General features: G+C 64.3%; 16 protein-coding genes. 12 read left to right on the top strand and 4 right to left on the bottom strand.

The annotated features are described in order from the left end of the window. Positions 1-3: 3 nt before the first annotated feature. Positions 4-972 (bottom strand): MBL fold metallo-hydrolase, encoded by a 969-nt coding sequence (locus tag C7451_RS01330; protein ID WP_110297169.1) that lies wholly within the window; start codon positions 970-972, stop codon positions 4-6. Then, a complete protein-coding gene (locus C7451_RS01325) occupies positions 972-3,284 on the bottom strand; it encodes a TonB-dependent receptor (protein ID WP_244181477.1) in 2,313 nt (770 codons plus the stop codon). The genes C7451_RS01330 and C7451_RS01325 overlap by 1 nt, the downstream gene beginning before the upstream one ends. 133 nt (positions 3,285-3,417) lie before the next feature. Here C7451_RS01325 and C7451_RS01320 point away from each other — a divergent pair, with 133 nt between their 5' ends. The 12 genes from C7451_RS01320 (at position 3,418) to C7451_RS01265 (ending at position 13,104) form a co-directional block, all read left to right on the top strand. Then, the gene (locus C7451_RS01320) at positions 3,418-4,323 is read left to right on the top strand and encodes a LysR family transcriptional regulator (RefSeq protein WP_110297167.1); all 906 of its coding nucleotides are present in this window, start codon (positions 3,418-3,420) and stop codon (positions 4,321-4,323) included. A 131-nt stretch (positions 4,324-4,454) separates the two neighbouring features. Then, positions 4,455-5,573 carry an FAD-dependent oxidoreductase gene (locus tag C7451_RS01315; RefSeq protein WP_110297166.1) on the top strand — a complete coding sequence of 373 codons (1,119 nt, stop codon included), beginning with the start codon at positions 4,455-4,457 and terminating at the stop codon, positions 5,571-5,573. Positions 5,574-5,611: 38 nt separating this feature from the next. Further along, complete coding sequence (locus C7451_RS01310; RefSeq protein ID WP_110297165.1) at positions 5,612-6,514, top strand: VOC family protein; 903 nt, start codon at positions 5,612-5,614, stop codon at positions 6,512-6,514. A 5-nt stretch (positions 6,515-6,519) separates the two neighbouring features. Beyond that, a complete protein-coding gene (locus C7451_RS01305) occupies positions 6,520-7,692 on the top strand; it encodes an alpha/beta hydrolase family protein (protein WP_110297164.1) in 1,173 nt (390 codons plus the stop codon). Continuing rightward, entirely contained in the window at positions 7,689-8,009 is a 321-nt protein-coding gene (locus tag C7451_RS01300; protein ID WP_110297163.1) for a DUF2218 domain-containing protein, read from the top strand. The genes C7451_RS01305 and C7451_RS01300 overlap by 4 nt, the downstream gene beginning before the upstream one ends. Further along, the gene (locus C7451_RS01295; protein ID WP_110297162.1) at positions 8,006-8,455 is read left to right on the top strand and encodes a hypothetical protein; all 450 of its coding nucleotides are present in this window, start codon (positions 8,006-8,008) and stop codon (positions 8,453-8,455) included. The genes C7451_RS01300 and C7451_RS01295 overlap by 4 nt, the downstream gene beginning before the upstream one ends. A gap of 2 nt (positions 8,456-8,457) precedes the next feature. After that, positions 8,458-9,237, top strand: a complete 780-nt coding sequence (locus tag C7451_RS01290; protein ID WP_110297161.1) for a cyclase family protein — start codon at positions 8,458-8,460, stop codon at positions 9,235-9,237. Between the two features lie 3 nt (positions 9,238-9,240). Further along, positions 9,241-10,005 carry an SDR family NAD(P)-dependent oxidoreductase gene (locus tag C7451_RS01285; protein ID WP_110297160.1) on the top strand — a complete coding sequence of 255 codons (765 nt, stop codon included), beginning with the start codon at positions 9,241-9,243 and terminating at the stop codon, positions 10,003-10,005. Then, the gene (locus C7451_RS01280; protein ID WP_110297159.1) at positions 9,995-10,918 is read left to right on the top strand and encodes an NAD-dependent epimerase/dehydratase family protein; all 924 of its coding nucleotides are present in this window, start codon (positions 9,995-9,997) and stop codon (positions 10,916-10,918) included. Before C7451_RS01285 ends, C7451_RS01280 begins: the two co-directional genes overlap by 11 nt. Before the next feature lie 20 nt (positions 10,919-10,938). Beyond that, entirely contained in the window at positions 10,939-11,895 is a 957-nt protein-coding gene (locus C7451_RS01275; protein ID WP_110297158.1) for a fumarylacetoacetate hydrolase family protein, read from the top strand. Continuing rightward, positions 11,892-12,383, top strand: coding sequence for a cupin domain-containing protein (locus C7451_RS01270; RefSeq protein ID WP_110297157.1), 492 nt, complete (start codon positions 11,892-11,894; stop codon positions 12,381-12,383). The genes C7451_RS01275 and C7451_RS01270 overlap by 4 nt, the downstream gene beginning before the upstream one ends. A gap of 4 nt (positions 12,384-12,387) precedes the next feature. Then, positions 12,388-13,104: an alpha/beta fold hydrolase gene (locus tag C7451_RS01265; RefSeq protein WP_110297156.1), complete on the top strand. Its 717-nt coding sequence runs from the start codon at positions 12,388-12,390 to the stop codon at positions 13,102-13,104. 49 nt (positions 13,105-13,153) lie between these two features. Here C7451_RS01265 and C7451_RS01260 read toward each other — a convergent pair whose 3' ends face one another. Together C7451_RS01260 and C7451_RS01255 are read right to left on the bottom strand one after the other, a co-directional pair. After that, positions 13,154-13,372, bottom strand: coding sequence for a helix-turn-helix transcriptional regulator (locus C7451_RS01260; protein WP_110297155.1), 219 nt, complete (start codon positions 13,370-13,372; stop codon positions 13,154-13,156). Continuing rightward, positions 13,369-13,791 (bottom strand): hypothetical protein, encoded by a 423-nt coding sequence (locus C7451_RS01255; RefSeq protein ID WP_146215266.1) that lies wholly within the window; start codon positions 13,789-13,791, stop codon positions 13,369-13,371. Before C7451_RS01255 ends, C7451_RS01260 begins: the two co-directional genes overlap by 4 nt. Positions 13,792-13,901 lie beyond the last annotated feature (110 nt).

The following is a 13,901-nucleotide window of genomic DNA, read 5'->3' as shown; positions in this document are numbered from 1 at the left end:
GGGTCAGAACCGGTCGAGATCGTTCGCGAGCGTGACCGGTCCCGGATAGCGCGCCCTGATCTCACCGATATAGCCCTTGGTGCGTTCCGGGTCGGGTGTGCCGGCGGCGAAATGCGTGATGACCAGCGCCTTCACCCCGGCCCGCAAGGCAAGCTGCCCCACGGCATCGGGCGTCAGATGGTGGGTCGCGAGATGCTGTTCCAGCTGCTGCTTGGCCTGGGGCGGCATATCGGGCGAGTTGCGCGCGACATTGGCCATGGTTCCGCCCATGTCGATCATCTCGCTGACCAGCAGGTCCGCACCCTTGGCGAGCTTTTCCACTGCAGCACTGGGTCCGGTATCGCCGGTATAGACAATCGAGCGCGCGCCCAGATCGAAACGGAAGCTCAATGACTTGTAGTTGCGATCCTCGATGCTGCCAGCCGCGAAATCATAATGCGAATTCTGTGCGGCGGTGACGGTGAAGCCATCGACGGTGAGCCGTTCGCCATCGGTCAGTTCGATCACGCGCACCGTATCGGCGGGCGGGGCCCAGGGCTGGCCGGGAATGCCATAGCCGACGCGCGCGGCGGGCTGCATCGAGGCGACCATGCCCGCGACCAGCTCGCGCGTGCCCGGCGGGCCATAGACGATGATCGGATCGCGCTGGTTGGTCTGGTTGCGCAGCGCCAGCACGGCGGAAAGCCCGCCGGTATGATCGGCATGCAGATGGCTCAGGAACACGGCCCGAACACGCGGCAGCAGAATCCCTGCGCGCGCGAGCTGCTGGACGGTGCCGTCGCCCGCATCGACCAGATAGACCTTGCCCTGATGCACCAGAGCATTGGCAGGTTGCGACCGGTCAGGCGACGGCACAGGTCCGCCCATCGTGCCCAGCGTGATGAACCCGTCAGCGGCCGGAGCAGGCTGGGCGTGAACCGGTGCGGCGAGCAGACATGCCGCCAGCACCGGCCCGATGGCGCCCCATGCCATCAGAAGTTGAACCCGAAGCGCACGCCATAGGTGCGCGGCGGGCGCAGCGTGCCGACCGGGAAGTCGAGGATCGGGCGGGTGCCTGCGCGGGCCAGCACCTCCTCGTCGGTGATGTTGTTGATGAACGCGGTGATGTTCCATCCGCCGCGATCTTCGAGCGTCGCATAGGCATCCGCCATCGCAAAGCTTCCCTGGCGCTCTTCAGGCCGGAAGTTCGAGTTCATGAAGCGGCTGCTTTCGATATTGCCGCGCGCGCCGAAGATCAGGTTCAGCTGGTCGGTCAGCTCGAACGTGCGTTCATAGCCCAGGTTCAAGGCCCATTCGGGCGAATTGACCGTCGGGCGGCCCGAACAGTCGATATCGTAGAAGCGCGCGCCATTGACGCCAGGATTGGCCAGACGGCTGCCCAGGGTGCGACACCCGGTGGTGACCGGCGCGCCGGTGGGCGAGAAATTGGCCGTGATCAGGCTGTCATACTTGCCGCTGAGATACTGGACGTTGAGGCTGAACAGGTCGTTGCGGCTGGGCGCGAAGCGCGCTTCGAACTCGGCACCATAGATGCGCGACTTGCCCGCGTTGACCGTGGTCGACCCTTGCGCGAAAATGCCGCCCGCCGTGCGGACTCCGCCGACAAAGGTGATCTGCTGGTCGTTATAGTCCCAGTAAAAGGCTTCGATGTTGAGCTGCAGCTTGTTGTCGAAAAACCGGTTCTTGGCGCCGATCGTGTAGGCGGTCAGCGTTTCCGGTGCGAAGGTGTTGTTCGGCGGCTGGGCAACGAAGAAACCGCCCGACTTGAAGCCGGTCGCGACATTGGCATAGACCAGCGACTGCGGCCCGGCATCCCATTCCAGCCCCGCCTTCCAGGTGAATTTCTCGAACGACAGGTCGCCCGTGAACGGCGCGCTGAGCGGCGGGTTGATCGGCCCGGGCAGACCGCCCGATGCCACCGAGGTCAGCTGCTTCTTGTCTTCCCTGGTATAGCGACCACCGGCGACGAGGCGCAGCGTGTCGGTAATGTCGAAGGTCAGCTGGCCAAAGGCCGCGACGCTTTCCGTGCTCAGCCGCGGCGTGAAGCGCGTGGTCGAGATATTGCCCTGGCGGAAGAAGTTCTCGGTCTCCTGGTTTTCGCCAAAATAGAACAGACCGACAACATAGCGCAGCCGCTGGTCCTCGTTCGAAGCAAGGCGCACTTCAAGCGAGCTCTGCTCGGCGACATCGCGGATAGTTCCTGCAAAGCCCGGCACATAAGTCAGCACGTTCACGTCGGAGCGGCGATAGGCCGGAACGACCGTGAGCGTGCCGAAGCCCATATCGCCCGTGATCGTCGCGCTGACGCCGATGAATTCGTTGTCGAGGAACCCGTCGGTGCCGGGCAGCGCGACGCAACCGCTGTTGACGAAATTGCCCGCCCCCCCGCAAAAGGGCGGCGCGAAGATGCCGGACGCAAGCTGGCGGATCGCGGTGCGCGCGCGCGGATCGGAAATGCTCACGCGGTCCTCGAGCGCGGGGACGGTATAGCGGGCCTCAGGCAGCAGCACCGCGCCCGGGCCCTTGCCGCCCTGGTTGTAATAATCGGCGACCAGCAGCATCGACCAGCGGTCTGACGGTTCGATCAGCAGCGAGGCGCGGAATGCCTCGCCCTTGTCGTCGTCATAGCCGTCCGAGATATAGCCGTCGCGGTCGACCACCTGGCCCGCGAGGCGCAGGGCGACCGTGTCACCGATCGGGATGTTCAGCGCGACGACCGACTTCTTGCTGTCGTAATTGCCATATTCGAAAAAGCCCTCGCCGCCGAACGTGCCGAGCACGGGCTTTTTGGGGATGACGTTGATCGCGCCGCCGGTGGCGTTGCGGCCATAGAGCGTGCCCTGCGGCCCCTTGACCACCTCGACGCGCTCCAGGTCATAGAATACGCCGGCGGGCGCGGTCGGGCGACCGACATAGATGCCGTTGAAGTTGAACGCGACCGCGTTTTCAGCGAACGAATTCTGCGAATTGGTACCGACGCCGCGCAGGAAGAAGCTGGTGGTGCCGCCCGTCGGCTGGACGACCAGCGAGGGAACCAGACGGCCGAGATTGGCGGTTTCGGTGATCCCGGCGTTCACCAGATCCTCGCCGCCCACCGCGGTGACCGCAACCGCAGCGCGCTGCAGGCTTTCCTCGCGGCGCTGCGCGGTCACGACGATCTCGCCCAGTCCCTGGTCCTCGGTTGCCTCGGTCTGATCCGAAGGGGCCGCCTCCTGCGCAAAGGCGGTGGCGGGAACGCTCAAGCCAACGAGCATGGTGGTGGCCAGCAGAAATGCCTTCATCATCAATCTCCCCAAAAGCGCATGATGCCTGCACGGGCATCCGCTGTATCGACGTGCTGTTTACGAGAAGTGCTAGCCATTGGTGAAATCTTTTGTTTTAATGATAATCCAGCAATCACGCTGATAGGTTAATGCCATGCGCTTCAAGGGTCTCGATCTCAATCTGCTCGTTGCCTTCAGCGTGCTGATGGAGACGCGCAGCGTCTCGCGTGCGGCCGAACAGCTCAACCTGAGCCAGCCGGCAATGAGCGCGGCCCTCGGCCGCCTGCGCGACTATTTCGGCGACGATCTGCTGGTGCTGCAGGGCAAGCGGATGTTCCCCACGCCCTATGCCGAATCGCTGGTGCCGATGGTGCAGGACACGCTGCGTCGGATCGATGCACTGATCACCACCTCGACCAGTTTCGACCCAGCCACCTCGCAGCGCGTGTTCCGGCTGATCGCATCGGACTATATAACCGCCGCGATCATCGCCCCCTTGTCGCGTCGTCTCGCGCATGTCGCGCCCGGCATCAGGTTGGAAGCCGTCCTCCCCTCGGATGGCAGCGCCGATCTGATCGCGCAGGGCGCTTTCGACCTGCTGATCACGCCGGAGGAGTTCATCAACCCCGGTCAGCCCGCAGAACTGCTGTTTGAGGAACGCCATGTCATCGTGGGATGGAGTGGGAATCCAGTTTTCAAGCGCACGGTGACGCTGGAAGACATGCTGGAGGCCGGCCATGTCGGAATCCAGATGGGCAATCAGCGCACCAGCGCCTTTGCCGACAGCATCATGGAAAAGCTCGGCCATTTCCGGCGGATGGAGATGACCGCCTCGTCCTTCACCGTCATCCCCTGGCTGGTCATCGAAACCAACCGGCTTGCGCTGATGCACGAGCGACTGGCGCGCGTGATGGCCGAGATGTTCCCGCTGGCCATTGCCCCTATTCCCTTCGAATTTCCGGCAATGCGCGAAATGATGCAGTTCAATCACGCCCGGAGCGCAGACGAGGGTCTGGCATGGCTGCGCGGGGAACTGCGCGGCAACGGTGCGCTGAGTTGAGCGTATCCATCCACAAATATTATACCTAGGCATAAATACAATAAGATTTACAGATTTACGCCTCTCCCCTTATCTAGGCCGGGATGAACAGGCCCGGTTACGCAATTACCGGCGGGGAGAGGCATATCGGCATGAAAGACATGCGAATCTTGATCGTGGGCGGCGGCATCGGCGGATTGACCTCCGCGATCGCCTTGTGCCGCAAGGGTTTTGACGTCGAGGTGATCGAGCGCGATCCCGACTGGTCGGTCTATGGCGTCGGTATCATCCAGCAGGGCAATGTCGTCCGCGCGATGACCGAACTGGGCCTGATCGACGACTATATCAGCGCAGGTTTCGGCTTTGACCGGGTCCAGGTCTATATTCCGACCGGACAGTGCGTGGCCGACATCCCGACGCCGCGTCTGGTCGAGGGTTATCCAGGAAATGTCGGAATCGGCAGGCGGGCGCTGCACAAGGTGCTGGGCGACCGCGCCAAGGAAGCGGGCGCGGATATCCGGCTGGGCATCACCATCAGCACCTTGGTCGATGACGGCGAAGGCGTCGCGGTCACCTTCAGCGACGGGTCGAGCGGTATCTTCGATCTCGTCATCGGAGCCGACGGCCTCTATTCGCAGACGCGCGAGACGATCTTCCCCGATGCGCCCAAGCCCGAATTCACTGGCCAGTCGGTGTGGCGCTACAATTTCAGGCGCACCCCCGATGTCATCGGACTGCAGGCCTATGAAGGCCAGACCGGCATCGGCCTCGTCCCGCTCTCGGACGAACTGATGTACATGTATGTCACCACGCCCGAGCCGGGCAATCCTTGGTACGCCAAGGAGGATCTCGCGAGCACGATGCGCGCCAAGATCGCGGGCGTGCCCTCCCCTGCCATCCAGGCGCTGGTCGGCCAGATCACCGAGGATGACGAGGTGGTCTACAAGCCGCTCGAATGGATGTTCCTCGAAGGCGCGTGGCACAAGGGCCGGGTCGTGCTGCTGGGCGATGCAGTGCATGCCACCACGCCACATCTCGGCCAGGGCGCAGGGATGGCGATCGAGGATGCGCTGGTGCTGGCGGACGAACTGGTCAAGGCCGACACGCTCGACGCCGCGCTTACCGCCTATCGCGACCGGCGCTTCGAGCGCTGCCGCTACATCGTCGAATCCTCGCGCGCCATCTGCTTCGGCCAGATCGGCAAGGGGCCGCTGGTCGATAACGCCAAGGCCACGCAGGAAATGTTCATGAAGGTGGCAGAGCCGATCTGACGCTCGCCCCTTTTCAATATAATCAAGGAGTTATCAATATGGCCCGTGTCAGCGAAATTCGTCATGTCGGCTATGCCGTCACCGATCTTGCCGCCGAAGCCGCCTTTTATCGCGACATCTGGGGCCTCAAGGAAGCCGGCGAAAAGGACGGGATGCTGCACTTTGCCGCTGAGGGCAATGACGAGCTTTACGTCGTGCGCCTGCGCCAGTCGGAGACGCAGCGGATAGATATCATCACGCTTGCCGCAGACAGCCGCGAGGATGTCGATGCGCTGCACGCCAAGGTCGCCGATTATGGCTGCCAGATCGTGTTCGCGCCCAAGGAGCTCGACACGCTGGGCGGCGGCTATGGCTTCCGCTTCTTCAGCAAGGACGGCCTGCCGTTCGAGATTTCGGCCGATGTCGCGCGCGGCACATCGCGCGAACTGACCCGCTGGGAAGGCATTCCGCAGAAGATCAGCCATATCGTTCTGCACTCGCCCGATCACAAGGAAATGGTGCGCTTCTTCACCGATGTGCTGGGCTTCAAGGTCAGCGACTGGCTGGGCGATTTCATGTGCTTCCTGCGCTGCAACCAGTGGCATCACCGCATCGCGCTGCTGCCGGGACCTGCGTGCCTCAACCATGTCGCCTATGACATGCTGGGCGTCGACGACATGATGCGCGGAATTCACCGCCTCAAGCAGCAGGGCACCGATATCCGCTGGGGCCCCGGCCGCCACACCGCCGGCAACAATACCTTCAGCTATTTCACCACGCCTGCCGGCTTTGCGGTCGAATATACCGCCGACCTGGAGGAGGTGGACGACGCCACCTGGGAAGCCAAGGTCCACACTCCTGCCCCGATGGTCATGGACCAGTGGGGCATCGGTATCGGCGGACCGCAAACCATGCCGCATCCTGCGCCCGACGCAGGCCTTTTCCAGCCTGCCGGAGTCTGAACCTTATGGCCCTGTTCGAATATTTTCCCAATTATGTCTGGAACCTGTCGGTCTCGATCGCGCTGGAAAGCGGCGGCAAGATCGGCGAGATCATCGACATGTGCAAGCCGATCCGCGATGCGGCGGCCAATGGCGAGGATGCCGGCACCGGCGAGTTCCTGCAACAATGGGTGGCGATGGGCGAGAAGCTGATCGAACTCGCCGCCGAGGACGAGGCGCGCGGCCGCACGCTGTCCGCTTCCAAGAAGCTCGAGCGCGCCGCGCTCTACCTGCTGGTCGGTGAGCGCATGCAGGGCCATGGCAATCCCGCGCGCGTCGCGACCTTCGCGCTGGCGCAGGACACGTTCGCCAGGGCGATGAAGCTGGGCAACCACCCGGTCGAGCGCGTGATGATCCCCTATGAGGGCAGCGAATACCCTGCGCTCTATGTCCGCGCGCCGGGCGACGGCCCCAAGCCGGTGGTGGTCTATTGCAACGGCCTCGATAGCTCGAAGGAACTGCTCTACTGGTCGAACCTGCCCCAGGCGCTGGCCGCGCGCGGCATTTCGACGCTGTGCGTCGATCAGCCGGGCACCGGAGAGGCGCTGCGCATCGGCAACCTGCCCGCGACCCCGCATTCGGAAAAATGGGCCTCGCCCGCGGTCGACTGGCTGGAAAAGCAGGACGATGTCGACCCCAAGCGCATCGGCATGACCGGCATCTCGCTCGGCGGCCATTTTGCGCCGCGCGCGGTGGCGTTCGAGCCGCGCTTCGCCTCGGGCGCGGTCTGGGGTGCGAACCACAATTGGGCCGAGGTTCAGCAGAAGCGCCTGCGCCGCGAGGGTGAGAACCCCGTTCCGCATTACTGGGCGCATGTTCTCTGGGTCTTCGGTGCCAAGGACATGGACGATTTCCACGAAAAGTCGAAGGATATGACGCTCAATGGCGTGATGGAGCGGATCAGGGTGCCGTTTCTGGTCACCCATGGCGCGCAGGACCGCCAGATCAGTGTCGACTATGCGCACCAGAGCTATGAGCAACTGACGAACAGCCCCAAGCGGGAGCTCAAGATCTTCACGCCGCGCGAAGGCGGGGTGGAGCATGTCGGGGCGGACAACATGAGCTATGGCTGCGACTACATCGCCGACTGGTTCGCCGATACCCTGGGCGGCGACATTACCGGGAAGGCCAATACATGAGTTTCACCGCCACCGCGCGCATCCCCACCGCCAGTGCCAGCAAGTATCTGCAACAGGTGTGCAAGCACTGGGAGCACAATCTGCCCGTGAGCTTCGACAAGACACACGGCGAGATCACTTTCGCCAAGGATGCGCGCGGGGCGGATTGGCCCGCCGATGCCCTGGTCACTCTCGATGCTGAAGACGGCACGCTCGTCTGCACGATCAACGCCAGCGCCGAGGGCCAGCGCGACGGGTTGAAGGGCGCGCTCGAGCGTCATATTGACCGCTTTGCGTTCCGCGAGGTGCCGCTGGCCTATAACTGGGTCGATGGATGACCGCCGCTACCGCGCATATCAGGGCCAGCACGCTGATCTCCGTCATCATATCGATGGCGATCAGCGCGGCCTTCTTCATTCTCGTTTTCGGAATGAAGCCCCTGATCGCGGTGTTCGCGCCGGACAATCTGGCACTCGATTTCGTCCCGCAAACGCTCGCCGCAGGCTTCATGGCCGCGCTGATGCCTGGCCTGCAGACCCGGGCGAAGATGATCTCCGGCAATCTTGCAGGGGCACCTCCGCTTGCCCGGGCCATTGTGGTGCGCGCGGGCCTGCTGGCTGGCGCATCGCTCGTGCTGGCAGCAGCGGTGTCGGGCTTGCTCTGGCTGGGCGGTGTCGAGACCCTGCCATGGGGCAGCGCTCTCACCCTGAAAATCGGTTATGGTGGGCTTCTGGGCCTGATCATCACGCCCATCGCATTACGCGCAATATTGCCGAGAGGATAATCATGGCCCGCACGTTCGTCGATCTGTCGATCTATCTGGAAAACGACGTCATCACTGATCCGCCGTTCATGCGGCCCAAGATCACCTATCAGCAGCACGCCGACACGATCGCCGAGCTCGGCCATTTCTTCCCCGGCGTCACCGCCGAACAGACCCCCGATGGCGCGGGCTTTGCCGCGGCCGAATGGGTCACGCTGACCACGCATAACGGCACGCATCTCGACGCGCCGTGGCATTTCCACCCCACGATGGATGGCGGCCAGCGCGCGATCACCATCGACGAGGTGCCGCTGGAATGGTGCTTCAACCCCGGGGTGAAGCTGGACTTCCGGCATTTCGAGGACGGCTATGTCGTCACCGCCGCCGATGTCGAGGCAGAACTGAAGCGTATCGATCATGAGCTGCAGCCGTTCGAGATCGTGCTGGTCAACACCGCAGCGGGAGGCGCGGTGGGCAATCCCGAATTCGTCAATATCGGCTGCGGCATGGGCTATGAGGCGACCATGTATCTGCTGGAGCGCGGCATCCGCGTGACCGGCACCGACGCCTGGAGCTGGGACGCGCCGTTCAGCCACACTGCGAAGAAAGTGGCGGAGACCGGCGATACCTCGCTGATCTGGGAAGGCCACAAGGCCGGGCGCGATATCGGCTATTGCCACCTCGAAAAGCTGCACAATCTGGAAAGCCTGCCTTCGCACGGCTTCACCGTGAGCTGCTTCCCGCACAAGATCCGCGGCGCCTCTGCCGGATGGACGCGTGCCGTGGCGATCATCGAAGACTGACACATGCAGGGGGGCGCGTCCGATCTCGCGGGCCGCACGGCCATCGTCACCGGATCGACGCGCGGCATCGGGCTTGGCATCACGCAGCTGTTCGCCGAGATGGGCGCGAATGTCGTCGTGTCGAGCGAAGATGCGGGCGGTGTCGCCGAGACCGAGACCGTGCTGGCGGGCCAAGGCTATCGCGTGCGCGGCATCGCCTGCGACGTCACCGATGGCGCGGCGCTGGCCGGTCTTGTCGAGGGCACGCTTGCGGCATTCGGTGGCATCGACATTCTGGTGTGCAATGCCGGGATCACCGGCGAGCCGGGCAGCTGGTCGCTCGATGATTTCGACCGGGTGATGGCGATCAACCTCCGATCGATGGTCGCGCTGACCCAGCTTGCGCTGCCGCATATCGCCAAACGCGGCGGCAGCGTCATCCTGATGTCGAGCCTGTCGGCGCTGCGCGGCAATGGCAGCATCAATGCCTATGCGCTGGCCAAGGCGGGCGTTGCGCAGCTGGCGCGCAATCTGGCGGTGCAATGGGGGCCGAAGGGCGTGCGCGTCAACGCTATCGCGCCGGGGCTGATCCGCACGCCGCTCTCCGAACCGCTGATCGCCAATGCCGATTTCTTGGCGCGGCGGCTGCAGATGACCCCGCTGCGCCGAGTCGGCGAGGTTGAGGATATCGCCGCAACCGCCCTGTTCCTCGCCTCGGATGCCAGCCGCTTCATCACCGGTCAGCAGATCGCCGTCGATGGCGGCACATCGATCACCGATGGCAGCTGAGCGCATCCTGATCACCGGCGCGGGCGGCTTTGTCGGCCAGGCACTGGTGCGCGCGCTGGCGGGCACGCGGCCGATCATTGCGACCGACCGCGCAGGGCTGGAGGGCCTTGCGCTGCCCGGCGTGACCTGCGTGTCTGGCGAGATCGACGATCTGGCGCTGGTCGCGGCGCTCACCGCCGAACCACTTGCCGCGATCATCCATCTCGCCACCATCCCCGGCGGCGCAGCAGAAGCCGATCCCGCGCTCGCTGCTCGGATCAACGTCGCAGCACCCATGGCGCTGATCGATGCCGCCGCCGCACATGGCAACGCCCCGCGCCTGATCTTCGCCAGCAGCATCGCGGTGTTCGGCGATCCGCTGCCGCCGCATGTCGATGACGAAACCCCGGTGCGTCCGATGCTGCGTTATGGTGCGCACAAGGCGATGATCGAAGAGTGGATCGCGACGCTCACCCGGCGCGGCGGGGTGCGCGGGCTGAGCTTGCGCCTGCCGGGCATCATCGCGCGCCCCCTCGCGCCGTCGGGGATGAAATCGGCCTTCCTCAGCAACCTGTTCCATGCGCTCAAGGCGCGCGACCCGATCACCCTGCCCGTCTCTCCCGATGCGACCTGCTGGCTGCTGTCTCGCCAGGCACTGGTCACTCAGCTTGTCGCGGCGCTCGACCTGCCGTCCGATCCGGAAACCACCCGGCTCAACCTGCCTGCGCTGCGCATCCGCATGAGCGATCTGGTCGCCGAGGTCGCGCGCCAGACCGGGGCCGATCCCGCTCTTGCGACCTATGCCCCCGATCCGGCGATCGAAGCCGCATTCGGCGCGCAGCCGCCGCTCTCCACTCCCGCCGCCGATGCGCTCGGCCTTGCGCATGACGGCACGCTTGCCGCTCTGGTCGCGAGTGCGCTTGCCGATCTGTAATTCCACGAAAGGACGCCTTCATGAAACTCGCCACCATCGAGAACGGCACGCCGGACGGCGCGCTCGTCGTCGTCAGCGCAGATGGCAGCCGCCACCTGCCCGCAGGCATGACGATGCAGGCAGCGCTCGATAGCTGGAACGCATCCGAACCGGCGCTCCGCGCGCTCGCCGAACGGCTTGATGCGGGCGAAGGCGACAGCACCAATGGCATCGCCTTTGCCGCCCCGCTGCCCCGCGCATGGCAGTGGCTCGACGGGTCCGCCTATCGCAGCCATGGCGAACTGATGGAAACCCTGTTCGGCACCGAACCGCCGCCGCCGGGACGCCCGCTGATGTATCAGGGCCTGTCGCACCAGTTTCTATCCGCCACTGCCAATGTGCCGCTGCCACGCGAGGAAGATGGCATCGATTTCGAGGGCGAATTCGGCATCGTCACCGATTTCGTGCCGATGGGCGTGACGCCGGAACAGGCGCTTTCTCACATCAAGCTGCTGGTGCAGATCAACGACTGGTCGCTGCGCGCGCTGGCCCCCGTCGAGATGAAGACCGGCTTCGGCTGGATCCACGCCAAGCCTGCCTGTTCGGTTGCGCCGTTCGCGGTCACTCCGGACGTGCTGGGCGATGCCTGGCGCGACGGCCGCGTCCATCTTCCGCTTGCGGTCGACTGGAACGGCGAGCGGTTCGGCAATGCCGAGGGCGGCGCGATGGAATTCGGCTTTCACGAGCTCGTCGCCCACGCCGCGAGCACGCGCTCGCTCTGCGCAGGCACGATCATCGGGTCGGGCACCGTCTCGAACAGCAATTTCCGCGAGATCGGATCGGCCTGCATCGCCGAGCGGCGCGGCATCGAGATGCTCGACCATGGCAAGCCCAGCACCAGCTTCATGCATTTTGGCGACACTGTGCGCATGGAAGCGCGGCTGCGCGACGGCAGCCTGCTGTTCGGCGCGATCGAGCAGAAGGTGGTGAAGGGATGACCGGCTCACCCCCCGTTCGCCGCATCGTTACCGGTCATGACGATGCCGGGCGCGCGGTGTTCACCGCCGACGACCTGTTGCCGGTCACCCCGATCCCCTCGGGCGATGCCGCGTTCAGCCTGATCTGGACGACGGCGAGCGTCCCTGCCGACAACAACGACGATACTGACGGACGGGAGCGCGAGGCCGGGCTGACGCTGCACCAGGGGTCGGTGATCCGCATCGTCGACATGCTGCCCGGCGGAGTGTCGCCCTTTCATCGTTCGAGCAGCATCGATTATGGCATCGTGCTGTCGGGCGCGGTCGAGCTGGAGCTGGACGATGGCGCGGTGACCACGGCCCGCACGGGCGACATCATCGTCCAGCGCGGAACCATCCATCTGTGGCGCAACCCGTCTGCCACCGATATCTGCCGCATCGCCTTCGTGCTGATCGAGGCAGCGCCCAGGATAGTGGACGGAGAGCCCCTCGCCGATGTAATGGGCTGATCCCATGAACACGCGCGAAACCGCCATCCTTGTCCCCGGCCTGTTGTGCGATGCCGATGTCTGGGCGCATCAGATCGCTGCGCTATCGCCACTATACGAGGTCATCGTGCCCGACCTCACCCGGCACGATTCGCTCCCCGGCATGGCGCAACACATCCTCGATGGCGCGCCCGATCGCTTCTCGATCATCGGCCATTCTATGGGCGGGCGCGTGTCGCTCGAAGTATTTCGCCTCGCTCCGAAACGCGTCGCCCGGATCGGCCTGCTTGACACCGGCGTGCATCCCGCCCCTCCGCAAGAGCTCCCCAAGCGCCAGGCGATGCTCGACATCAGCGCCGGCCAGGGCATGACCGCGCTCGCCGATGCCTGGTTGCCGCCGATGGTGCGGCCCGGCCTGCTCGATACCGATCCGGCGCTACGGGCGCAGCTCTATGCGATGGTCGAGCGGATGACGCCGGCGATCCACCGGCAACAGATCACCGCGCTGGTGAACCGCCCCGATGCCGCGTCGCTGCTATCGCAGATCGCGTGCCCGGCACTGGTCGGCGTCGGCGAACTCGATCTGTGGAGCCCGCCCGACCAGCACGTGCCGATTGCCCAGGCGATAGCGGATGCAACGATGGTGGTGTTCGCGGGCGCCGGCCACATGGCCCCGATGGAAGCACCCGAAGCGGTCAACGCGGCGCTGCTGGAATGGATGGCGCGGCCCGTTGCGGGGTGAAGCGCGCCGTGCTTCGCGCCAATCCAATCCGTTTCGAGCATCGATCGCGCTATTGGTAAGGGTTTTTGTCTGACTTCCAGGGATTATGGAACAACTGTTCGACCGGCACGTCGAAAAACGCAGCGAGGCGATAGGCCATCGGCAGCGAAGGATCATATTTCTCCGCCTCCATCGCGATGATCGATTGCCGTGTAACCTCCACCGCATCCGCCAGCTCAAGCTGACTGAGCCCCCGTGCCTTGCGATAGCCGCGCAGTGCGTTCTTCATTCGCCTGCACGGAAGCCGAGGCCGCGAGCCTTCAGTCGCCAGTGTCCATAGAGGATCAGCGAACACCCGAGCTGGGTGACGGCCAGCGTCGCAACGCCCAGCACGAACTCGCTTCTGGCCAGTCCGGCCCCGGCAATGATGCACGCAGTAACAGCAAGCCCCCCGATATTGCCCCAATATGTGCTCACCGCATGCCCCTGACGCTGGAAATCGTCGAGGCCTTTCCAGAACTGGAGGCCGAGCAGGAAGACTGCAGCAAAGCCGATCAGTATGAAGCCCAGCGCAACCCAGCCCGCATCGTCGATGCCCAAGGCCAGCAAGCCTGCCTTTGCGGCCAGCGCGACAAGCGCAAGGCCCAGCGTGATGGCGACCATCCTCGTCGTCCGGGATGACTGCCTTTCGGAATAGGTTCGCGGCATGGATATTCCCCCTCGAATGTAAGAACGTTTTTACATTGCCGAGTCCATGTTAAAACTTCTTTACATTGGGATCGAATGGATGTTGGCCATCTGGAAAGCAGGGAGGCGAC

Origin of the sequence: Blastomonas natatoria, assembly GCF_003201955.1 — a bacterium.
GTDB classification, from domain to species: Bacteria; Pseudomonadota; Alphaproteobacteria; order Sphingomonadales; family Sphingomonadaceae; genus Blastomonas; species Blastomonas natatoria.
Note: the sequence above shows the minus strand (reverse complement) of the source record. Positions and strands in the feature narration are given on the sequence as shown.

Excerpts from the sequence above, each read along its gene's own strand:
- C7451_RS01295 (WP_110297162.1), top strand. The coding sequence starts at position 8,006 with ATGACCGCCGCTACCGCGCATATCAGGGCCAGCACGCTGATCTCCGTC.
- C7451_RS01330 (WP_110297169.1), bottom strand. The coding sequence starts at position 972 with ATGGCATGGGGCGCCATCGGGCCGGTGCTGGCGGCATGTCTGCTCGCC.
- C7451_RS01255 (WP_146215266.1), bottom strand. The coding sequence starts at position 13,791 with ATGCCGCGAACCTATTCCGAAAGGCAGTCATCCCGGACGACGAGGATG.
- C7451_RS01275 (WP_110297158.1), top strand. The coding sequence starts at position 10,939 with ATGAAACTCGCCACCATCGAGAACGGCACGCCGGACGGCGCGCTCGTC.
- C7451_RS01325 (WP_244181477.1), bottom strand. The coding sequence starts at position 3,284 with ATGATGAAGGCATTTCTGCTGGCCACCACCATGCTCGTTGGCTTGAGC.
- C7451_RS01265 (WP_110297156.1), top strand. The coding sequence starts at position 12,388 with ATGAACACGCGCGAAACCGCCATCCTTGTCCCCGGCCTGTTGTGCGAT.
- C7451_RS01305 (WP_110297164.1), top strand. The coding sequence starts at position 6,520 with ATGGCCCTGTTCGAATATTTTCCCAATTATGTCTGGAACCTGTCGGTC.
- C7451_RS01320 (WP_110297167.1), top strand. The coding sequence starts at position 3,418 with ATGCGCTTCAAGGGTCTCGATCTCAATCTGCTCGTTGCCTTCAGCGTG.
- C7451_RS01315 (WP_110297166.1), top strand. The coding sequence starts at position 4,455 with ATGAAAGACATGCGAATCTTGATCGTGGGCGGCGGCATCGGCGGATTG.
- C7451_RS01270 (WP_110297157.1), top strand. The coding sequence starts at position 11,892 with ATGACCGGCTCACCCCCCGTTCGCCGCATCGTTACCGGTCATGACGAT.
- C7451_RS01300 (WP_110297163.1), top strand. The coding sequence starts at position 7,689 with ATGAGTTTCACCGCCACCGCGCGCATCCCCACCGCCAGTGCCAGCAAG.
- C7451_RS01285 (WP_110297160.1), top strand. The coding sequence starts at position 9,241 with ATGCAGGGGGGCGCGTCCGATCTCGCGGGCCGCACGGCCATCGTCACC.
- C7451_RS01280 (WP_110297159.1), top strand. The coding sequence starts at position 9,995 with ATGGCAGCTGAGCGCATCCTGATCACCGGCGCGGGCGGCTTTGTCGGC.
- C7451_RS01310 (WP_110297165.1), top strand. The coding sequence starts at position 5,612 with ATGGCCCGTGTCAGCGAAATTCGTCATGTCGGCTATGCCGTCACCGAT.
- C7451_RS01260 (WP_110297155.1), bottom strand. The coding sequence starts at position 13,372 with ATGAAGAACGCACTGCGCGGCTATCGCAAGGCACGGGGGCTCAGTCAG.
- C7451_RS01290 (WP_110297161.1), top strand. The coding sequence starts at position 8,458 with ATGGCCCGCACGTTCGTCGATCTGTCGATCTATCTGGAAAACGACGTC.